This is a genomic window from Hyphomonas johnsonii MHS-2 (assembly GCF_000685275.1).
In the GTDB taxonomy this organism is placed as follows: Bacteria; Pseudomonadota; Alphaproteobacteria; order Caulobacterales; family Hyphomonadaceae; genus Hyphomonas; species Hyphomonas johnsonii.
On the sequence record NZ_ARYK01000005.1, the window covers coordinates 62,850 to 82,856 of the forward strand.

A 20,007-nucleotide genomic window follows, 5' to 3' on the forward strand; every position below is an offset into this window, starting at 1 on the left:
ATCAGGCGGCGGCGGCGACTTTCTTCTTGGCTGCAAGACCCTTGGCCAGCTTTTCCATGGCGGTTGCCTTGTCGATGCTCTCGACGGCAGCCAGCTCACGGGCCATCCGGTCGAGCGCGCTTTCGTACAGCTGACGCTCGGAATAGGACTGTTCCGGCTGGTCTTCGCCGCGGTGCAGGTCGCGCACGACTTCCGCGATCGAGATCAGGTCGCCGGAATTGATCTTGGCTTCGTATTCCTGGGCGCGGCGCGACCACATGGTCCGCTTCACCCGGGCACGGCCGCCGAGGGTCTTCATGGCGTCATCGACCAGTTTCGAGCCGGCAAGGGCCCGCATGCCGGATGCTTCGGCACGGTTGGTCGGCACGCGCAGGATCATCTTGTCCTGTTCGAAGGCCACGACATAGACTTCCAGTTCCATGCCGGCGACAGTCTGTTTTTCAACGCTGGTAATCTTTCCTACACCATGCGCAGGATATACGACGCTCTGACCCACTTCGAATGCAAGTGCTGCGGTGTCTGCTTTTTTAGCCATGAAGAGTATCGCCCTTTTCTACGCATTCAGAGCCAAACAGGCTTTGCCCAGTCCGTAGATCACGGCCTGAGGTTAGACTTTTCAGCGCTGGTTCAATTATTGTTCAAGTCGTAAGACTATCACAAACGTGCTGGATTTACAACAGGGTGCGACAGGTTGACCCTGCGTGCACACCCCAGCGAAATCGACAGGCTCGTTAACCTTTGTTCACCGCTGCTGCACCTGTTGCAGGTGCCAGCTGTCCGCCCTCAGTCGCCCGTGCCGGGCGCCGGGCTGAAGTATTTTTCCAGTTTTCCGGTTTCCTGGGCAAATTCTTCCCGATCGGCGGGCGGTTCCTTCATCCGGGTAATATTCGGCCATGTCTTGGAAAATTCGCTGTTCAGTTTCAGCCATTTGCCATCCGGATCGTCTTCCGTGTCGGGCTTGATCGCCTCGACCGGGCATTCCGGCTCGCACACGCCGCAATCGATGCATTCATCCGGGTGAATGACGAGCATGTTCTCGCCTTCATAGAAGCAATCGACCGGGCAGACCTCCACGCAATCCATGTATTTACAGCGGATGCAGGCATCAAGGACGATATAGGTCATGAACGGGAGGGCCTCGTAATAGGTGGTCTCCCCGCGAAATGGCCTTCACGCTCCCCAGTGTCAATGAGACAAGCTGCGCCGTCGGTTTAGCAGCCTTCAGGCGGCTCCCCCGATCCGCGCCTCGGCCCGTTGGCGCGCCCCGGCACGGGAGACATCATCGACATAGAGCAGGGAGGCGACCTGCCTGATATAGGCCTCTTCGATGGGGCTCTTCTCGCCATCCGCCAGCGCGACACGGTAGAGCCCCTCGATGATCGATACGCGCTCGCTCATGGCCAGCTTCTTCACGTGGCGGGTGAACTGGTAGGAATCCACCGCCTCTTCAGCCAGCGCCTCGCCTTCGGCCAGCACGGCATCGGCCCGATCGGCATCGAATCCGAACGCCTCGAGCAGGATTTCGGCGATCATGTCGCTCTCGATGTTGACATAGACCCCGTCCACCAGGGCGGCCTCGACCATCAGCGCGGCGGCGGCGACCTGCGGATCCATCGCCCTCAGGGCGGGTGTTTTCGGAGAAAACATGCGTTTCAGTGCGTCCATCATCACTCGTTCTCCAATAACTTGTACAGTGCCTGCGCCTCTTCCGCCGGTCCGCGGCGATCGCCGAGGGCGAGGATCTGGAGGGTCTGTATATGCGGTCCGCGACCGAAAGTCACAATATCACCGACTGATACCACTGTCGCGGGCTTGTCGGTGCGGCGGGTCTGGCCGCTGCGGGACAGGCGCACCCCTTTGCGCTTCACATGATCGGTCGACAGCGCGCGGGTCCGGAAGAGGCGCGCGCGCCAGAGCCAGACATCCAGTCTGAGACCGGTCTCCGAGTTCACTGGAAAGGCGTATAGGCAAAGCCCGTCTTGGCGGGCGTCTCGGCCCCCTTCGGCTTGCGTTTGCGCTTGCGTTTCTCCCGGGCGGGAGGGGTGGGCGGCAGGAGGGCGGCGAGGGCGGCAAAGGGGCTGTCAGGGTCCGCCTGCCGCGCCGGAGGGGTGCGGCGTGGGGGTGATGAGGGCGCGCGAGGGGGACGGTTGCCGCCGGCCTGGGGCCGGGGAGAGCGGTCGCCGGGCGCGCCTTGCTGGCCTGTCGGACGTTCGCCGCGGGGCCGGGCAGGCCGGTCATCCGGACGCGCCCGGGCGGCATAGCGCCAGAGGGTGACCGCGTCGGTCTCCTTGTCCTTCTCGGCGGGCGCGAGGCCGAAGCCTTTCAGCACGGCCGGCCAGTCATCCGACGGGCAGGAGACGACCGAGGCGAGATCAATCGGGATGGCGAAGGCGTTCTTGTCAGCCTCCTTGCGGCGCTTGGCGATTTCCCAGCCGAGGCGTTCGGCGAGGTCGGCCCGCACGGCGCGGCGACCGAAGCGGAGATAGCCATTGGCGGCCAGCGCCTCTTCCGGCCAGGTGCCGTCGAGCGGGAACGAGCCGGCGCCTTCAGGGGCCAGCGGGAAGGGCGCACCAGCCTGCACGGCGCGCAGGATGGCAATCATCCGCTGGGCGGCAGGCTTCTGGGCATCCGGCGCATGGGCAGCGACGCGGCCGGCACGCAGGCCGAGGGCCTTCAGGGCGTCACGCTGTTCGGGCGTGAGGCGGGCGCCGGGATCGTCCTGGCGGAGGTCCACGCTGGCGCCGCTTTCGAGGATGCGGAAGGCAAGGCCGCGGGCAAGGCCCTCGAGCGCATCGCCAGCCTTCTCGTGGCGGAGTTTCCAGTGCGTCGGCAGCACGCGCGACATTTCGTGGGCGAGCCAGTCGGTGACGCGGGCGCGGGCGGCGTCGCGTTCGGACGGTTCGACCTCGGAGGCACCGACAAGGTCGACACCCGGGCTCATCCAGTCCGGGCCCTTGGAGAGGCGGGCAATGGTGTTGCCGCCGAATTCCACGTCACCATCATCATTCAGGCTGAAGGCGGCGACAGGCGCGCTGGCGATCTGGGCGAGGCGCTCGACCAGCATGGGGCGGATGGCGGCGAGTGCCGCGCCACGTACGGCCTTGCCTTCAAGCGTCCGTGCATCCAGCACGGGTTCGAAGGTAAGGCCCTTCAAGCGGCCGACGAGATGGCCTTCCACGGTCACGTCGCCATCCGGCGTCAGGTCAGTCACGAGGGCGTCTTCCTTCTTCAGACTGGCCAACAGGGCCGTCGTTCTTCGATCTACAAAGCGTGCGGTCAGTGCCAAGTGTAGCGCATCTGACAGGGTATCTTCAATCTCGCGCGTTCTGTCCTGCCACCTGGCCGGATTTTCCAGCCAGTCAGGCCGGTGCGCCGCATAGGTCCATGTGCGGATATTGGCAAGCTGTTGCTGCAATTTCGCAATACCGCCAGCCGTGCCGCTAAGGTCGTCAAGGCGCCGTTCGAGCCCGGCATCGGAGAGGCGCGCATCGGGATCGGCCAGTGTTTCGGCGAGGCCGAGCACGAGGCGGGCATGGCCTTCGGGGCCGGCCTTCCGGAAGTCCGGCAGGCGGGCAAGGTCCCACAGGCGGCGCACTTTCCTCTGGCCGGTGACGTTCGGCCCGATGGCGCCATCCTCGGCCATGCGCCGCAGCACCCATTCATCGAGCGCGTTCGGATTGTGGATCAGGACCGGGTTGCCGGAGGGGTGTTCGAGGCTGCTGATGAGAGTCTTCAGCGAGGCATGATCGAGCGCGGAATTGCGCCACTGGATATGGTCGACCGGGTCGAACCGGTGTTCCTCGATCCGCTTCCAGACCTCGCCCTCGAAAGGCGGGCAATCACCGGTCTCGCCGAATTCGCCATCGGTGCGGAAGCGCCCAGCCCGGCCCGCGATCTGTCCGCACTCGGCAGGTGTCAGCGCGCGGTGGCGGCGGCCGTCGAACTTGGTGCGCGAGGCGAAGACGACGCGCTCGACGTCCAGGTTCAGGCCCATGCCGATGGCGTCCGTGGCGACGATATAGTCTACCTCGCCGGACTGGTACATGGCGACCTGGGCATTGCGCGTGCGCGGGCTGAGCGCGCCCATGACCACGGCAGCCCCGCCCTTCTGCCGACGGAGCAGTTCGGCAATGGCGTAGACCTCTTCGGAACTGAAGGCGACGATGGCCGTGCGCTTGGGCAGCTTGGTGATCTTGGTCTTGCCGGTATAGCGCAGTTCGGAAAAGCGCTCGCGCGCCTCGGTGTCGACGCCGAGGTTCAGGGTGCGCAGCAGGCCGCGCATCGTGTCGGCGCCGAGCAGCAGCGTTTCCGAAGCCCCCCGCATGTGCAGGATGCGGTCGGTGAAGACGTGGCCGCGATCCTCGTCCTCGGCGAGCTGGATCTCGTCGATGGCGACGAAGTCCGCCCGCACATCGACCGGCATGGATTCCACGGTGCAGATGAAATAGCGCGCGTTCGGCGGAACGATGCGTTCCTCGCCGGTGATGAGGGCGGCATGGGCCGCGCCCTTGCGCTCGACAACGCGGTCATAGACCTCGCGCGCCAGCAGGCGCAGCGGCAGGCCGATCATGCCCGTGCCGTGGCCCATCATGCGCTCGATGGCGTAATGCGTCTTGCCGGTATTGGTGGGGCCAAGAATGGCCTTGAGGGAGGAACTCATGGCGCGAGGTGGTGCGGGGGATAAGGAGCGGAGTCAAGCGCTTGGGATCGACAGCAGAGCTCGCGGGAACGAAACTAGAACAACCGGCGTGACCAGAAAAGAGAATCGAGTCATATTTTAGGGGTTTAGCGGCGGATGTAACATGCCCGATATTGATCCTGCGTGGTGGATATTTATGACAAAGAAGCTTGGGCCGACGTTTGTCGTCTTATGGGCACTGTCCGGTGTCATCTTCGGATCATTGACCTGGCTCGGGCTTCACAAGTTGGCCGCGGATCCTGTCGCAACAACACCAGAGACGTTAAAATCTGCCTCGACCGAAAGCACTTCACCCGGCGTTCAATCACGCAATCAGGACAACCTACGCATTCAAGCGCCCACACACTCAGTGAGTCAGACCAATATTTCGGGACCCATTACAGTGGTGATGCCGCAACGCCATAAAAATTTGTCAGCTTCACCATTCGACGACTTGCAGGTCACAAAGGAAGAAGTTGGAGTCGACTTCGGTCATCAGCAAAAAGCCATCGTCAGTGTTTGGGTGCTTTGGCGCGATGCATCGTGGCAATCCAATAAGGTCAAAATCAACAGCCCTGATAAGGTCAGGGAGTTCTTTCAAAGTTCCCGGCTCCAGAATTCACTCAGATCGGAGCAAGTCATAGGTTGCGTTGGGCTCGCGTCCAATCAGATGACAGACAAGTGGAGGAATTCTACTGACTCGTTGCGAGAGCAGGAATTCGGCGCACTGTCTGATCGGCGGTCATTCGAACTGTGCCAGATGCTCGCTGAAGCAACTCAGAATTTGCCGAGCAGCCCACGGTTCATAGGTGTGGGCCTCGGCTACAATGTGCACCCTTCCTTGACCAAAGCTGATGAAGCGAAGCAAAGGGCATTGGTTTTCTTGGCCGTTCGATCGACCTCCGGGAAGCCAATCGAAAAAGCCGGCGTTGATGAGATCATTCGGAAGGTCATCAACGATAGAACTATGGAAGACTTTCACCCGGGCGAATATTCTCGGGTGGCCCAGAGACGGCCAATCTGCTGGGTATCCATTGAGCGAGGCAAAATGAGCCCGTCGCCTTCCGACTGCTGACCCAAAATCGCTACTCCAACCCCAGCTCATCCACCGGCGTGGCAGCTGCCTTCGGAACCGGTGCACGTACCGTGCCCGGGCGGAAAAAGATGCCGCACCTCAGCCCGCAGGCGCCGTCCCCGGACGGAGGAAGGCGAACATGTGCTGGACATAGTCGGCCTTGCCGAGGTCGACGCCCTGGTTTCGCAGGATCGCGTAGGCGGCCATGAGGTGGAAGTAGAATTGCGACAGCGCCCAGTCGCGGGCGTAGCCTTCACCGTCCAGATCGAAGGCGATGCCCGTGGGCAGCTCCAGCGCGAGGGGACGCCCGGCGCCAGCGTCCAGCGCATCCGGCGCCAAGCCATCCAGGAAGGCGAGCGCCTCGTCGATGCGGGCCAGTGCCTCGGCCATCGTGCCGGGCCGGTCACCGCCATTGCGCCCTTCGTCCAGCAGCGCCTCAAGCGCCGCAGGCAAGGGTTCATGGCGCAGGCGGTAGGCGCCTTCATAGGCCTGGACACAGGCGAACCGGACCTGGGTCGACAGCGGGAACATGTCCGGCGCGAGCCGCGCGGCCGACAGCGCGTCGGCGTTGTCCACCTGCGCCTCTGCCTTGCGAAGCCATAGCGCCAGCGCCTGAAGCATCTGGCGGTAGGTGGGTATCAACAACTCGGTGAGCGTCATGGGAATCCTCTGCAACGCGGTGGGGCCTGGACTGGCTGTATCGGGTTGCGCCGATCAATTGGCAATGTGCTAGCAACCGGGCTGTCGCCAGCCAAGGGCCTTCAGGCCAGTTCCAGATCGCCCACCGGTGCGGTCGCCGCCCGCTCAAAAATTATGCATAAACTGGTTTACATTATAAACTCGATGCCTTATAGCTGCGCTCAATCTTGGGAACACGTCACGTCGCGGACAGAAGCGACACATGCAAAGGAGCAGAAATGACACACGATTCGAGACAAGCCGAAGACGACCTCGCATTCATGCGGGCGCTGGTTGCAGACCGCGGCTCCGACACGCACAGTTTTGGCATCATCTACATGTCCGCCGGCGTCCTGTACGGCCTGCAATGCCTTTTGAACGGCGCGCTGCTGGGAGGTGCGATCCCGACCTCGACGCCTGCCTGGATACTGATCGGTGTACTGCCGACAGTGGTGTTCCTGGGCGTTGTCTTCTACGAGCGCTGGCGCACTCGCGGAACAGATGCCGGCGCCGGGACAACCAGCCGCGCCCTGAAGGCGGCCTTCGTCGGCGGCGCCATCGCCAACATGATCGTGGCGCTGATCATCGGATGGGTCGCCTACGAGCGGCGCGATTGGTCGATCTGGTTCCTTTTCCCCGTCGTCGTCTGTGCATTCCAGGGTGCCATCTGGTTCACGGTGGCCACCCTGCGCCGCCGCGCATGGCAGGGCGCGACAGCAATCTGCTGGCTGGCGTCGGCGGTCGCGCTGGGATTGCTGATCGATTACACGGCGGCCTATCTCGTGACGCTGGGTATTGCCTTCTTTGCCTGCATGGCGCTGCCCGGATACATCATGGTCCGGTCACCCGCGCAGACCCAGGCGACGGCGTAACCGGCATGTCGGACAGTGGTATCGACAAGATCAGCGAGATCATCCACGGGCGGCTGCGGCTTGGCGTGATGGCCTATCTCGCCAATGCCGAGGCAGCATCCTTCACCGAGCTGAAGACAGTCCTGAATGTCACGCAGGGAAACCTGTCGATCCAGATGCGAAAGCTGGAGGACGCCGGATACATTGCCATCGACAAGGCGATTGTGGGGCGCAAGTCGCTGACCACCGTGAGGATCACGCCGGAGGGACGCGAGGCCTTTGCGGCCTATCTCGAAGCGCTTTCCGGGGTGCTGGGCGGCAATCTGAAAGCGTGACGGCCGGACACAGCTAGGCGAGTTCCAGCTCGCCGACCGCTGCGGCCTTCACCACCGGCACGGAAGTACGCACGGCATCCGGGCGGCAGTCGAGCAGTTCCCAGCGGCCGTCATGGTGCTCGACAAGGGCGGTGCAGCTTTCAACCCAGTCGCCGTCATTCATGTAGGTGATGCCATCGATGTCGCGCATCTCGGCGACATGGATGTGGCCGCAGATGGCACCGTCATAGCCCTTGCGGCGGCAATAGGCGGCGACGTGGTCTTCGAAATTGTGGATATAGTTGAGGGCGCGCTTGGTGCGCTTCTTCAGTGCCGCCGAGAGCGACCAGTAAGGCAGGCCGAACAGCCGGCGCACGCTGTTCAGGTTGGTATTGATCCAGAGCAGGAAATTGTAGGCGTGGTCGCCAAGATGCATGATCCATTTGCGGTCGGCGCGCATCATGCCGTCGAACATGTCGCCGTGGACGACGAGATAGCGCTTGCCGTCGGCGCCTGCATGCACGGCGCGGTTCTTCACATGGATGTCGCCGAAGTTGAGCCGGAAATGCATGAAGGCGCGCAGGAACTCGTCATGGTTGCCGATGATGTAGGTGACATCCGTGCCGCGCTTGGCAGCCGTCAGGATACGGCGGATGGCGTTGGTGTGCTCCTGCGGCCAGAACCATTTCCTGCGCAGGCGCCAGCCGTCGATGATGTCGCCGACGAGGTAGAGGTGGGTCGCCGTGTTCATCTTGAGGAATGCACACAGGGCACCGGCCTGGCTGCCGCGCGAACCGAGGTGCACGTCGGAAATGAAAATGCTGCGATACGCGGGCCGGGCATGGGTCATCAGGTTCGGCCCATACGCTGATTTCAAAAGCCTTTTGTGACGGATATTCTGCAGATTTGTGAACGGCGCAGCGGGCGCTGGACAGACATCGGCACGTGCGGCAAAAATCCACCCGGCAAGGAGACACCATGCCTGACGTGAATCCAAAAGTGGACGCCTTCTTTGCCAGGCCCGGGCCATGGCAGGATGAACTGGCCGCCCTGCGCGCCATCCTGCACGCCTGCCCGGTGGAGGAAACCTTCAAGTGGCGCTCGCCGGTGTACACGGCGCACGGCGGCAACGTGGCGACGGTGTGGCGCCTGAAGGAGGCCTGCGGCCTGTCCTTCTTCAAGGGCGTACTGCTGAAGGACAGGCAGGGCATACTGGTTGCGCCGGGCGAGAATTCGCGCGCGGTGCGCCTGGCGAAATTCACCAGCGTCGCGGACATCACGCGGCTGGAAAAGACGCTGAAGGCCTATGTGAAGGAAGCCGTTGCGGTGGAGAAGGCCGGCCTCAAGGTCGATTTCCCGCAGGATGACCTGACGTACCCGGACGAACTGGTAGACGCGCTGGACGCGGACGCGGCGCTAAGGGAGGCCTTCGAGACCCTCACGCCGGGGCGACGGCGCGGATGGGTGCTGCATGTCTCGCAACCGAAGCAGTCGGCCACGCGCGTGTCGCGGATCGCCAAGGCCAGCCCGCGCATCCTGGCCGGCAAAGGCATGCACGACCGGTAAGGCGTATCGCCTAGCTCTCCAGTTCGACGTCCCAGTAGAGATAGTCCATCCAGGTGTCATGCAGGTGGTGGGGCGGGAATTTGCGGCCGATATCCTGCAGCTGGTAATTGTTCGGCCGGAACGGCTTGTGCTGCAATTGCACGTCGGAATGCTTCAGCAGCTTGCCCCCCTTGCGCAGGTTGCAGGGACTGCAGGCAGCGACGATGTTCTCCCACGTGGTGCGCCCCCCCTTGGACCGGGGAATGACATGGTCGAAGGTCAGGTTGTCGTGCGCGCCGCAATAGGCGCACTGGAAACGGTCACGCAGGAACACGTTGAACCGCGTGAAGGCGGGCGGCCGGTCCTGGCGCACGAAATCGCGCAGGGCGATGACCGACGGCAGGCGGAATTCGGTCGACGGGCTGCGCACGACATAATCATATTCGGCGATGATATCGACACGGTCGAGGAAGACGGCTTTCACCACTTCCTGCCACGGCCACAGCGATAGCGGGTAATAGGAGAGCGGCCTGAAATCAGCGTTCAGCACAAGGGCAGGCCGTCCATTGGGCGGCGCAGTAATGATCTCAGCCATGGTGACCCCCACGTGGCACGAGAAGATGGGTGACCTGTTTGAACCCGCTGAAGGCAGTACTCCTTTGCTCGTTCGCCCGTCTATTAGGCGATTCCGATCATAAGATTATGACAGTGGTGAGCATTTGCAACGGGTCTAAACCGTGACCCGGCCCTCGCGCACGGCATGGAACCAGGCCCAGAGGAGATGCGCAGCAACGCCCCGGTAAGGTCGCCATGCCTCGGCATGGGCCGTGAAACCCTTGATATCCATACGGGTTTCAGCCCCGGAGAGCTGCCTGTGGGCCTCCATCAGGCCGACATCGCCTGTCGGGAACGCGTCCATCGCGCCGGTGGCATAAAGCAGGAACAATTCCGCCGTCCAGGGGCCGATGCCGCGCACTGCCAGCAATTCCCGGCGTGCCGAATCCAGCGGGGCGGCGCAGACGCGGGGCAGGCTGAGCGTGCCTGTGACCACCGCTTCGGCAATGGAAACGAGGTGGCCGACCTTCGGGCGGGACTGGCCGCAGGCACGTATCGCGTCCGGATCGGCGGCCAGCACGGCCTGCGGCGTCACCTCGCCCAGGAGCACCTCGGTACGGGCCCAGATCGCGGCGGCAGCGCCGAGCGATATCTGCTGATGGGTGATCATCCGCGCGAGCATGGCATAGGATGCCTCGCCGCCGCGCCATTCAGGAATGCCAAGGGCGGAATACGCCCTGGCGAGGGCCGGATCGGTAACAGACAGTGCGTCGCAAGCGGCTTTCAGCCTCGCCCGCGACGGCGCAGTCAAAGCCCGGTGCCCGGCAGCGCAGCGACCATGACCGTGCCGATCATCACCTTGTTGTCCTTGACCGTGAATGTCAGGAACCCGCCATCCTTGGAGGCCGTCTCCAGGGTCGCGACCGTGGCCTGTTCCTGAAGCCGCCACCGCCCCGCCGACTTGAGGGCCGCTTTCAGGTCTTCCGGATCATCAATCCTGACGCCGAACGACCCGTTCACTTTGCCATTCTCGGCTGTCAGGTTGCCCTTGGCACCAAATTTCAGGGGCCCCCAGCCGAGCAGGGCCTGTCCGAGATCTATCCCGCCGCCGGTATCCATGAAGGCCTCGTACAGGCGTTCGGGATCGCCGCCGCTGCGGACCCAGGCCGGGTAGAAATTGTGAATCTCGACGATCAGGCGGCTGGCTTGCAGGTCGGTGCCCAGCCAGGGCGCCTCGGCCGGAGCCGCATCAAGGGTCAGCGCATCCCATTGCAGGGCGACGAGCAGGTCATCAGGCGCATCCTTGCCCGGCGCCAGGTTCAGCGAGAAACCCTTTGTCGTATAGGCTTGGCCGTCGATCAGGGCGGAGACGTCGTGCAGGTCGATGGCCGCACGCCGGATGCCGTCTGCGGTCCAGGACAGGCTGCCGGCCGACTTGCGATCAATGTCGAAGGAATGCCGGATGCCGAGCCGGTCGGTCACGACACTGTGGCCCGGTGCCCGACCGATGATGTGGTGCCAGTTCCACGGCTGCATCACGACCTGCAGTGTCTCGCCTTCCCACTTGGCCATGCGGGCGGGCTGGTAGACCGGATCGGTGACTTCAAGCTCGAACCGGAAGGGATAGCCACCAATCTCGCGCGACGAGAAATCAACGATGGCACCGTCGGCACGCTCTGCCGCGACCCATTCATCGACGCCACGCTCGATTTCGGCCCGGGCGTAGATCCAGTAGGCCGAATAGACCAGGACGCCGAGAATGAAGAGGACAAAGGGGAAATACAGCCAGAAGCGCGAACGGCGGCGCTTGGCGAGTGGCTCAACGAGGCCGGGGTCGTTCCAGTAATTGCTCATGTGCCTTGCAGTTCCCTTGTCAGTCCGGCGCGGCCCTGCGCGGCAAGGCCCTCCTGCAACAGTTCTTCCACTGCTGCCTCTGTGGCGGTTTCGAGCCGGGCCATCAAGGTTTTCCGGTCGAGTCCCGCCGGGATGGCCGGCAGGATTTCATAGACAACACGGCCCCGCCGACGCCGGATTCCGTGCGCCGGCCAGCACAGGCCGGCATTGGTGGCGACCGGTACGACGGGTACGTCGAGGGCGCGGTAGAGCGCGGATACGCCCGCAGCGTGATAGTCGGGCGCGTCACCGGGCGCGGTGCGCGTGCCTTCCGGGAAGATCACGACCTGACGCCCCTGCGCCGCCCGGACCTTGGCCTGCGCAACCATTTTCCGGAGGGTTTTGGTGGTGCCGGCCCGGTCGATGGCGATCATGTCGCTCTTCAGCGCGTTCCAGCCGAGGAAGGGATACCAGAGCAGTTCCTGTTTCATGATGATCACGGGATCGGGCACGACGAGGAACGGCACGAAGATATCGAACATGCACTGGTGCTTGCCGGCATAGATGAACGGGCCGTCAGGCAGGTTTTCCAGCCCGCGAAATTCGGTCTCGATGCCGCATATTACCCGCATGCCGAAGCGGATCATGCGGGCATACATGGCAATGGCCGCCATGATGACGCGCCGCGGCATGACCAATGTCACAATGAAAAGGGTGCCCATGAGGGCCATCGCGCCATACAGGTAGGCGACAAACAGGAGTGAGCGGAGCATCATCATCGGACCGGCAGGTTTAGCTGTTCAATTCAGGCCCGTCACCCGCCACTTTGCCCATTCTGTCAGGACACCGCGAAACGACCTGAAATCGCTCAGCACGGCGGTCGGGTCGACCACGGTGCGCACCGGGTAGGGCTGGAGTTCGATATCCGGCATCGCCCGCTGCAGCAGGAGCAGGCTGCGGGGCATATGATAGTCCGAGGTGACGATGACCAGCCGTGTATATCCGTGCTCGTAGGCCCAAACGGCGGTCTCTTCGGCGTTTCCGATCGTGGTTTCGGCGCGGTAGCCGATATCGACGCAGCAGGCATAGGTTTCCGGGGCGCCGCCCGCGAGCGCGATCAGGTCATCCAGCGTCACGTCGGGATTGACGCCCGAGATCAGCAGCCGGGCACCGCGCCCCTTGGCGACCAGGTCGACGCCGGCGGCGATGCGCAGGCCCGATCCGCCAGTCAGCGCGACCACGGCATCGGCCGTCTGCACGCTCGCCGGTACGCTGGCACCAGCGCGCCGCGCAAACATCAGGAAATCGAAGCAGACCCCGGCAAGGACCAGCAGAACCAGCACGGGCAGGATGCGGGACCGGCGGGCGGTTGATCGGTCAGGGCGGCTCACATCATCCCTTTCAGGGCCCGGATCACGGTGATGCGCGCAGCAAACCGAGAGGCGAACCCGGCAATCACGGGCGTGACGACAAGGATGATGAGGTCGAGGAAGTCGAGGCTGAGTTCCGGCAGGAGACCGGCCCGGCTGCCATGCGCCTGGACGGTGAAGATCATCAGCGCAGCCGCGCCGAGCGCCAGCAGGGCCCCGACTGTGCCCGCGCGCAGGCCAAGCACCCAGAACCGCCGCTCGAACAGGCCGGCAATGAACCGGTCACGCGCACCCGCAAGGTGAAGCACGTCGACAATGTCCCGGCGCGCCAGCAATGCAGCATGGGTCGCAAAGGCAATGACCGCAACCGCCGTCGAGGCGAGCAGCGCGACCGCGATCAGGGCTGTCAGGCGGGCAACACCCAATACGCGGCGCACATCACCTGCCCAGTCGGCATGTTCGTCCACCGCATTGGCGAATCCGGCTTCGGTGAGACGGCGCGCAATGGTCGGACCCATGTCGGCCACAGCCGGATCGGCCTTCACGGCGACAAGCTGCGGCAGGGGCAGGCTGTCGGGCAGGCCGCGGCTGCCGAAATTCGGTTCGAGCAGGGCATCGATCTCGGCCTTGGTCAGGACGCGCGCCTCGCGCACGCCTTCGGTCTCTGCGATCACCTTGCGGGCCTCGTCGGCGCCGCGCCGGTCGACATCGGGCAGGCTGACAGTCAGTTCGCCCTGGACCTCGGCCGTCCAGCTCTTGGCTGCGCCATAGGTCGACTTGGCCGACAGGGTGGCGAGCGCCGCCAGGAAGCAGAGCGCGCCGACAACGAAGAACAGGGCCGCTTCGCGCACGTCCTCGACCGGCAGGAGCGGGGTTTCCTTTGCCATGCTCATATCCCCTTTCCGGGATCTGTCCGCCGCCGGGCGACCGTATCCGGGCCGTACTCCACGTCCTTGACCAGCAGGCGGTTGGCGAGGCGGTAGACCGGCGCTTCGACCTGGCGCACCAGGCCGAGATCGTGGGTAGCGATGATCACCGTGGTCTTCCGGCGCTTGTTGAGTTCGAGGAAGAGGCGCATCAGGCGCGTGCCCATTTCGGGGTCGACGTTGCCGGTCGGCTCGTCGGCGATCAGGATATCGGGCTGGGTGACGACGGCGCGGGCAATGGCGACGCGCTGCTGTTCGCCGCCCGACAGGGTCGGTGGCTTGGCATGCAGGCGCTCGCCCAGGCCCACCCAGGCCAGCAATTCCTCGACATCAGCGCGGTAATCGGCCTCGCGCCGGCCCAGTACGCGCAGCGGCAGGGCGACGTTTTCATAGGCTGACAGGTGTTCCAGCAGGCGAAATTCCTGGAAAACGACGCCAACACGGCGCCGCAGCGCGGACAATTGGTCGCGCGTCAGGTTGCTGGTCGGGCGGCCAAACAGGCTGACCTCGCCCCGGCTTGGCTTCAGGGCCAGGTAGAGAAGTTTCAGCAGACTGGTCTTGCCAGCACCGGACGCACCCGTCAGGAAGCTGAAAGAGCCGGGTTTCAGGACGAGATCTATGTCGCTAAGTATGTCCTCTGAGGTATCATAGCGCAGCGATACCGAATCAAGACGTACGGCGACATCGTCGAAGAGGTCGTATCGTGGATGGGTCATGGGCTCCCGCCTGCTGGCTCAGGCTACTGGTTTAATGGGGCGAATTGCGGGAAAGACCAAGTCATGATCCTCACCTGTCCCTCATGTGAGACCCAGTATTTCGCCGATGACTCAACAATCGGTGAAAGCGGCCGCACTGTGAAGTGTGCTGCCTGCGGCCACAGCTGGTTCGTGAACCCCAAGGGCGTGCCCGGGGTGTCCGGCGCAGCTGCGCCTGCAGCGCATGAAGTGTATCGTGAACGCGTGCGCGAACAGCGCCGGCGCAAGAGCCGCGTCGCCGCGACGGTCTCATGGATCGTGACGGCTGCGGTTTTCTTCTCGCTCGGCCTCGCGGCGATCATATTCCGCAACGATGTCGTGAAATTCTGGCCGGAATCGGCAGCCGCCTACAAGCGAATCGGGTTTTCGGTGAACCGCTTCGGCCTGGAATTCAGCGATATCGAGCGCAGCCGCACGTTCAATGACACGATTCCCATCGTCACCGTCTCCGGCAAGGTCGTGAACGTGGCACGCACGACGATCGATACCCCGGCCGTGCGGGTCAGCCTGATGGACGAGCAGGGCAAGCAGGTCGCGGCCAAGTATGGCAAGGTCAATCCGGTGCAATTGCCGGCAGGCGAAACCGGGGCTTTCCTGATCGTGCTGGAACAGGCCCCGATGGAAAGCTTCGAGATCGAATTGTCCTTCGTCGATCGTGCCGATATTCCACCTGACCCCGAACCTGCCACAGCGCCGACCGAGCCATCAGAGTCCGGCGGAACGGACGAAACCACCCCAGACCCAGAAAGCGCGCCGGAATGACAGACATGCCGAAGATCGAAGTGCTCGTCCCCGAGGACGAGTTGCTGGCCCGCGTCGATACGCTGGCTGACCGGCTGGCCCCACGCCTGAAGGGCGACTGGTCGGCTGTATCGATCCTGATCGGGGCGACGCCGTTCACGTCCGACCTGATGAAGGCCCTGGCCCGGCGCGACGTGCACCCCGTACTGGATGTGATCTGGCTGGAAAGCTATCGCGACGCGCGCGAAAGCTCCGGCCGCGTCGTCGTGCGCGCGGATCTCGGCCGGTCTGTCGAAGGGCGCGGCGTGCTGTTGCTGGATGATGTTTTCGATACGGGGCGCACGCTGGCATTTGCAAAGACGCACCTGTTGTCGAAAGGCGCGCGTGAGGTGATCACCTGCGCGCTGACGCAGAAGCCGTGGGCGCCGCGCGGCGAAGACGGCGTTGATTTCTGCGCCTTCGATTCACCGGGCCGCTACCTTGTCGGCTATGGCATGGACGATGCTGGCAAGTATCGCGGCCTGCCCTATATCGGTGCGCTGGACTAGGCCAGCTGGTACTGGCCGGGCACGACAGACGCGCCTACAGGAGCGATCGCAACTTTTCCTCAAGGACCGGAATCCATTCCGGGAAGAGTATCTGCGCCGAGAAGGCCAGCACGACGATCGTGACCATCACCAGCAATGACAGTGACCATGCTCGATAGTACGCCCGCCCCAGTAGCCGCGCCGCTGCCATAGGGTGACTGGCAAGTCGGTTTCCGACCCGATTCGGAAGGCGTTCGTCGGGCCAGATCCTGTCTTCCAGTTCACGCGCAGCGCCGGCCGCCACGGTAATCGAGGTGGAATAGCGGGACACACCGATGTGGAGCATCAATACGCCGAACAGGACGCCGAAACTGAGAACGATCGTCATCATTGGGTGGTCTGCAGTCGTGCCGCCGAAAATGATTCCAAGCGCCGCGAAAACCAGCACCGTGCCTTGCGTCAGCAACGACATGACCAACTGGTCGAACACCCCGACGGACTGTCGGATCGATTGCCAAGCGTATACATCATGATCGGAAATGCCGCTGGCAGTGGCAGTCGGCTCCGACGGCGCATGTGTTGACGCCGCCGGACGCGTCGTATCAATGCCGGCCGTGACAGGATCGTTTGCTTCTTTGCCTTCAATCATGCCTACTCCTTCCGGAACCAAGAGGTTATCATGCAAGACCAGACTAGCGGAGCACAGCGCGGCCAGTCAAAACCCCGGAAAAAAAAGATCGCCGTGCTGACGACCGGAGGCACGATCGGCTCGCTTCTGGGAGACGACGAGATATCCATCGAGGCGTCGGGAGAAACACTCAAGGGGCGGTTGGGCGAGTTGGCCGCGCGGGTCGAAACGGACATCGCAATCTACCCTGTCTCGAATGTCGCCTCACCGAACCTCGAGCCGGAAGACTGGACCGCATTTTCCAGCCAGATTGCCACGTGCCGCGCGCAGGGCATTGACCGTTTCGTGCTCACCCACGGCACGGATACGCTGCACTACACGGCAGCATTCCTCAGCCTCCAGTTTCAGGGACATGATGTGAGGGTTTGCATAACCGGCGCATTTTTCCCGATCAACGATCCCAGGAGCGACACAAATGCGAATGTCGTTTCCGCCTTTCAGGCAGCAACAGATGATCGCATCAAGGACGGTGTTTACGCTGCCTTTGCCGACCGGATGACGGGCGACCTGGCGGTCGTGCCGGGCATCGACCTGATGCCGCCCTTATATGACGAACCCGCTTTCAGGTCGGTCTTCGACAAGGCGCCGGATGTCACGAACACGGTCGATCATGCCGACAGCCTGTTCAACCAGATCAACTGGCCTGGGCCACGAAGCATCATCACGTCCGCGCAACTGGCGCATGCAAAGGGCCGGGTGGCGGCAGGCCGCTTGTACCCAGGCATGGACATGCGAATATTCCAGACCCTCGAAAAGCACGCGACGCTCATACTCGAGGGCTATCACAGCGGAACCGGCACGGCCCGCAGGCTTCCGACCGGGATCAGGGCCCTGATCGAGACCCGTCCCGACCTCACAATCTGTCTGGCATCCATTCCGTCGCCCAGCGTGCCTGTACCCTACGAAGCCTCCAGAATACTGTCCGATGCAGGCGTCCGGGTATATCGCGACCTGCCACCGCACCTGCTTTACGTGAGTGCATTAGCTGGAATTGCGGAAGGCAAGAGCGGGCCCGAAGCGCTCGAGATGTACAGGAACTATCGCATCTGATGCGCTAGGGTGCCGTCGCTGGCATGGACGCTGCCGGCAAGTATCGCGGCTGCCCTATATCAGTGCGCTGGACTAGGCCAGCGCGTACCAGATACAGGCACCGGCCGTTACCAGTTGAACGACCAGCGTGACCAGCGTGCCAACCATCCGTCCCAGGCTTGATCCGGACGAACCGCCGAGGCCGATGGCGTGAAAGATGCGGGCGACAAGGAAGCTGCCGCCCAGCGCATGGATCAGCACGACCGGGGCCGAGAGGGCGGCAAGCCCTGCGATACCGATCAGCACGACCGGCACATCCTCGACCGCATTTCCCTGCACACGGATGGCGCGTTGCATGGCCTCGTTGGCACCGTCGCCAAACATGACCTTTTCCTTCGTACGAACCCGGCCGACGTTCATTTTCAACGCCAGCATCAGGAGGCCGAAGAGGCCGAAATAGAGTGTCGCAGCAGCGAATGCCGTCATGGATAATCCTCCCAGTTTCGGAGAGACTTAGCGCAATTCAGCCAATCTGCACGGATTTTCTACCAAGCGCCGATGTTCTCGGCGCTGGCCCAGGGTTCCTTGGGTGCCTTGCGCTCGCCCTTTTGCAGAAGTTCGACGGAAATGCCGTCCGGTGAGCGGACAAAGGCCATGTGGCCGTCGCGCGGCGGCCGGTTGATCGTGACACCCAGCGCGGCGAGACGCTCGACCGCGGCATAGATGTCGTCGACCATATAGGCCAGGTGCCCGAAATTGCGGCCGCCCTGGTAGGTTTCCGGGTCCCAGTTATGGGTGAGTTCGACCATCGGGATGTTCAGCTGGGTAGGATTGGCGTTCTCCGGAACGCCGCCGAGGCGTTTCACGTCATCCGGCGACGCGAGGAAAACCAGCGTGAACCGGCCCTTTTCATTATCGACGCGGCGAACCTGTTCGAGACCGAGCCCGTCGCAATAGAATTTCAGGGCTGCGTCGATATCGGCGACGCGCACCATGGTGTGCAGGTATTCAATGCTCATGTCAGGCCTCCGTTCAGGTCGCGCACCACCTGTTTCAGGTTGGGTGGCATCAGGGCGTAGTAGCGCCGCATGGCGACGGCAAGCAACAGGATCATGAACGCCATGATCGCGAGAAAAACCGAGAATGTGTGGATCAACGTGCCTGTTTCGAAGACCGGCGACTTGCCGGACGCCTCCCACATGGCCCGCCAGACCATGTTGAACGCCGCAACGAAGGGCGCCAGCAGCACCGCCATGATGGTGGCGCAGGCGAAGAAATATGTCGGCGCGCGCGGCCCCTCGCTACGCAGGTAGAGATCGGTGAATTCCGCATCGGTGACGTCGGCCGGAATTTCGCCGGACTCCTTGCGGGCGGCAAGCACTTCAGGCGCAAAGTCCCGTGCCTGCTTCCAGCGCCAGGCAATGTGGGCACCCCAGGCGAACAGGGCAACAAAGAGCAGGATCATCGGCAGCATGGCTGGTCTGGCAGGCCCGGATATGCGGCGAAACGCCGGCTACCCAGCCGGCCTGTCAGGCAGCGTGGGCTCGTTCATAGGTCAGCATGGCACGTTTGCGCGCCACACCCCAATGATAGTTATGGAGCCGGCCGTCTGCTGCAAGGGCCCGGTGGCAGGGGATGAACCAGCTGATCGGGTTGGCGCCCACTGCAGCGCCCACTGCGCGCGCCGCTTTCGGGTTGCCGGAAACAGCCGCGAGTTCGCCATAGGTCTGCGTCGTTCCGGCCGGGATTTCGAGCAGCGCCCGCCAGACCTGGCGCCGGAACGGCGTGCCATAGAGCGCGACAGGCAGCGGCTCACCCGCCTCGAACACGCGCCGGGCGAACTTTGCTGCTTCGGCATCGTCGCGGCAGATGTCGGCATTGGGATAGCGGGCGGCAAGATCTGCGAAAGCCTGCGCCTCGCCAACGCCCTGATGCTCGAAACCGGTCCGGGCGGGCGCGCCTTCATCAATGAACCCGAGGCCGACCAGGCCACGCGGCCCGATCAGCCACGCCCCTTCCCCGAACGGCGTCGGTGCCCGTCCGATGATCAGGTCGGCGCCCCGCCCGCCCGCCTTGGCCTCGCCGGGCGTCAGGCCTTCATGGGCAATGAAAAGATCGTGCAGTCGGCCAGGCCCTGACAGGCCAGCCTCCAGCGCCGCATCAAGAACGCTCGCGCCACTGCGCAGCAATTCGCCTGCCTCGCCATGCGCCAGCGCGGCCTGGAACTGTTTCGGGCTGATGCCGGCCCAACGGGTGAATTCACGCTGGAAATGGCTGGGCGAGAGGTTCATTTCGGCCGCCACGCTGGCAAGGTCCGGCCAGTCGCGCCACGTGTTTCCGAGATGGTCGAGTGCGCGGGCCATGCGGTCATAGGCCAGGGCGCGTTCGTCGAGGGGGGCGAGTGTCAGTGTCATGGGTGCAGTTTGCCCGCAGGGGCATGAC

Annotated in this window: 26 protein-coding genes; 7 read left to right on the plus strand and 19 right to left on the minus strand. The window is 63.4% G+C overall.

All coding sequences use genetic code 11. The features are described 5' to 3' along the window. Position 1 precedes the first annotated feature (1 nt). The 5 genes from HJO_RS10905 to HJO_RS10925 form a co-directional block, all read right to left on the minus strand. Entirely contained in the window at positions 2-535 is a 534-nt protein-coding gene (locus HJO_RS10905) for a CarD family transcriptional regulator (RefSeq protein WP_035616884.1), read from the minus strand. A 248-nt stretch (positions 536-783) separates the two neighbouring features. Next, positions 784-1,125, minus strand: a complete 342-nt coding sequence (gene fdxA, locus HJO_RS10910) for a ferredoxin FdxA (protein WP_035616885.1) — start codon at positions 1,123-1,125, stop codon at positions 784-786. Positions 1,126-1,221: 96 nt separating this feature from the next. After that, entirely contained in the window at positions 1,222-1,668 is a 447-nt protein-coding gene (locus tag HJO_RS10915) for a tellurite resistance TerB family protein (RefSeq protein WP_035616887.1), read from the minus strand. Beyond that, entirely contained in the window at positions 1,668-1,952 is a 285-nt protein-coding gene (locus HJO_RS10920) for an RNA-binding S4 domain-containing protein (protein WP_035616888.1), read from the minus strand. Before HJO_RS10920 ends, HJO_RS10915 begins: the two co-directional genes overlap by 1 nt. Then, positions 1,949-4,660 (minus strand): helicase-related protein, encoded by a 2,712-nt coding sequence (locus HJO_RS10925; RefSeq protein WP_051618523.1) that lies wholly within the window; start codon positions 4,658-4,660, stop codon positions 1,949-1,951. Before HJO_RS10925 ends, HJO_RS10920 begins: the two co-directional genes overlap by 4 nt. Positions 4,661-4,802: 142 nt before the next feature. Between HJO_RS10925 and HJO_RS10930 the strand changes: the two genes are divergently transcribed. Beyond that, on the plus strand, positions 4,803-5,753 hold the full coding sequence (locus HJO_RS10930; RefSeq protein WP_156945595.1) for a hypothetical protein: 951 nt from the start codon (positions 4,803-4,805) through the stop codon (positions 5,751-5,753). 99 nt (positions 5,754-5,852) lie between these two features. On the opposite strand, the gene HJO_RS10935 is transcribed toward HJO_RS10930, so the two are convergent. Then, complete coding sequence (locus tag HJO_RS10935; RefSeq protein WP_035616892.1) at positions 5,853-6,413, minus strand: DUF1993 domain-containing protein; 561 nt, start codon at positions 6,411-6,413, stop codon at positions 5,853-5,855. A 257-nt stretch (positions 6,414-6,670) separates the two neighbouring features. Here HJO_RS10935 and HJO_RS17780 point away from each other — a divergent pair, with 257 nt between their 5' ends. Continuing rightward, entirely contained in the window at positions 6,671-7,303 is a 633-nt protein-coding gene (locus HJO_RS17780) for a hypothetical protein (RefSeq protein ID WP_051618524.1), read from the plus strand. Between the two features lie 5 nt (positions 7,304-7,308). After that, a complete protein-coding gene (locus HJO_RS10945) occupies positions 7,309-7,617 on the plus strand; it encodes a winged helix-turn-helix domain-containing protein (protein WP_035616893.1) in 309 nt (102 codons plus the stop codon). Positions 7,618-7,630: 13 nt separating this feature from the next. Here HJO_RS10945 and HJO_RS10950 read toward each other — a convergent pair whose 3' ends face one another. Beyond that, the gene (locus HJO_RS10950) at positions 7,631-8,446 is read right to left on the minus strand and encodes a UDP-2,3-diacylglucosamine diphosphatase (protein ID WP_035616894.1); all 816 of its coding nucleotides are present in this window, start codon (positions 8,444-8,446) and stop codon (positions 7,631-7,633) included. 128 nt (positions 8,447-8,574) lie between these two features. Here HJO_RS10950 and HJO_RS10955 point away from each other — a divergent pair, with 128 nt between their 5' ends. After that, positions 8,575-9,162 (plus strand): YdeI/OmpD-associated family protein, encoded by a 588-nt coding sequence (locus HJO_RS10955; RefSeq protein ID WP_035616895.1) that lies wholly within the window; start codon positions 8,575-8,577, stop codon positions 9,160-9,162. A gap of 10 nt (positions 9,163-9,172) precedes the next feature. On the opposite strand, the gene HJO_RS10960 is transcribed toward HJO_RS10955, so the two are convergent. From HJO_RS10960 to ftsE, 7 genes are all read right to left on the minus strand, one after another. Continuing rightward, complete coding sequence (locus HJO_RS10960) at positions 9,173-9,736, minus strand: HNH endonuclease (protein ID WP_035616896.1); 564 nt, start codon at positions 9,734-9,736, stop codon at positions 9,173-9,175. 135 nt (positions 9,737-9,871) lie between these two features. Beyond that, complete coding sequence (locus tag HJO_RS10965) at positions 9,872-10,507, minus strand: DNA-3-methyladenine glycosylase family protein (RefSeq protein WP_051618525.1); 636 nt, start codon at positions 10,505-10,507, stop codon at positions 9,872-9,874. Then, the gene (locus tag HJO_RS10970) at positions 10,504-11,550 is read right to left on the minus strand and encodes a DUF2125 domain-containing protein (RefSeq protein WP_035616898.1); all 1,047 of its coding nucleotides are present in this window, start codon (positions 11,548-11,550) and stop codon (positions 10,504-10,506) included. Before HJO_RS10970 ends, HJO_RS10965 begins: the two co-directional genes overlap by 4 nt. Beyond that, positions 11,547-12,302, minus strand: a complete 756-nt coding sequence (locus HJO_RS10975) for a lysophospholipid acyltransferase family protein (protein WP_241764730.1) — start codon at positions 12,300-12,302, stop codon at positions 11,547-11,549. The genes HJO_RS10970 and HJO_RS10975 overlap by 4 nt, the downstream gene beginning before the upstream one ends. 27 nt (positions 12,303-12,329) lie before the next feature. Next, positions 12,330-12,920: a YdcF family protein gene (locus tag HJO_RS10980; protein ID WP_051618526.1), complete on the minus strand. Its 591-nt coding sequence runs from the start codon at positions 12,918-12,920 to the stop codon at positions 12,330-12,332. Further along, positions 12,917-13,786, minus strand: coding sequence for a cell division protein FtsX (locus HJO_RS10985; RefSeq protein ID WP_035616900.1), 870 nt, complete (start codon positions 13,784-13,786; stop codon positions 12,917-12,919). Before HJO_RS10985 ends, HJO_RS10980 begins: the two co-directional genes overlap by 4 nt. Before the next feature lie 2 nt (positions 13,787-13,788). Continuing rightward, a complete protein-coding gene (ftsE, locus tag HJO_RS10990; RefSeq protein ID WP_051618527.1) occupies positions 13,789-14,541 on the minus strand; it encodes a cell division ATP-binding protein FtsE in 753 nt (250 codons plus the stop codon). 63 nt (positions 14,542-14,604) lie between these two features. On the opposite strand from ftsE, the gene HJO_RS10995 reads away from it, so the two are divergent. Together HJO_RS10995 and HJO_RS11000 are read left to right on the plus strand one after the other, a co-directional pair. After that, complete coding sequence (locus HJO_RS10995; RefSeq protein WP_035616901.1) at positions 14,605-15,342, plus strand: MJ0042-type zinc finger domain-containing protein; 738 nt, start codon at positions 14,605-14,607, stop codon at positions 15,340-15,342. Beyond that, a complete protein-coding gene (locus tag HJO_RS11000) occupies positions 15,339-15,869 on the plus strand; it encodes a phosphoribosyltransferase (protein ID WP_035616902.1) in 531 nt (176 codons plus the stop codon). The genes HJO_RS10995 and HJO_RS11000 overlap by 4 nt, the downstream gene beginning before the upstream one ends. Before the next feature lie 34 nt (positions 15,870-15,903). Here the strand turns inward: HJO_RS11000 and HJO_RS11005 are convergent, their stop codons facing one another. After that, the gene (locus HJO_RS11005) at positions 15,904-16,497 is read right to left on the minus strand and encodes a hypothetical protein (RefSeq protein WP_035616903.1); all 594 of its coding nucleotides are present in this window, start codon (positions 16,495-16,497) and stop codon (positions 15,904-15,906) included. Between the two features lie 30 nt (positions 16,498-16,527). Here HJO_RS11005 and HJO_RS11010 point away from each other — a divergent pair, with 30 nt between their 5' ends. Next, entirely contained in the window at positions 16,528-17,586 is a 1,059-nt protein-coding gene (locus HJO_RS11010; protein WP_035616904.1) for an asparaginase domain-containing protein, read from the plus strand. A 72-nt stretch (positions 17,587-17,658) separates the two neighbouring features. Here HJO_RS11010 and HJO_RS11015 read toward each other — a convergent pair whose 3' ends face one another. From HJO_RS11015 to HJO_RS11030, 4 genes are read right to left on the minus strand one after another with little or no spacing between them, the layout of a single operon-like run. Then, complete coding sequence (locus HJO_RS11015) at positions 17,659-18,051, minus strand: MAPEG family protein (protein WP_035616905.1); 393 nt, start codon at positions 18,049-18,051, stop codon at positions 17,659-17,661. A 59-nt stretch (positions 18,052-18,110) separates the two neighbouring features. Continuing rightward, on the minus strand, positions 18,111-18,578 hold the full coding sequence (locus HJO_RS11020; RefSeq protein WP_199285760.1) for a VOC family protein: 468 nt from the start codon (positions 18,576-18,578) through the stop codon (positions 18,111-18,113). Positions 18,579-18,580: 2 nt separating this feature from the next. After that, positions 18,581-19,039 (minus strand): hypothetical protein, encoded by a 459-nt coding sequence (locus HJO_RS11025; protein ID WP_035616907.1) that lies wholly within the window; start codon positions 19,037-19,039, stop codon positions 18,581-18,583. A gap of 55 nt (positions 19,040-19,094) precedes the next feature. Continuing rightward, positions 19,095-19,979, minus strand: coding sequence for a bifunctional helix-turn-helix domain-containing protein/methylated-DNA--[protein]-cysteine S-methyltransferase (locus HJO_RS11030; RefSeq protein WP_035616909.1), 885 nt, complete (start codon positions 19,977-19,979; stop codon positions 19,095-19,097). Between the last annotated feature and the right edge of the window lie 28 nt (positions 19,980-20,007).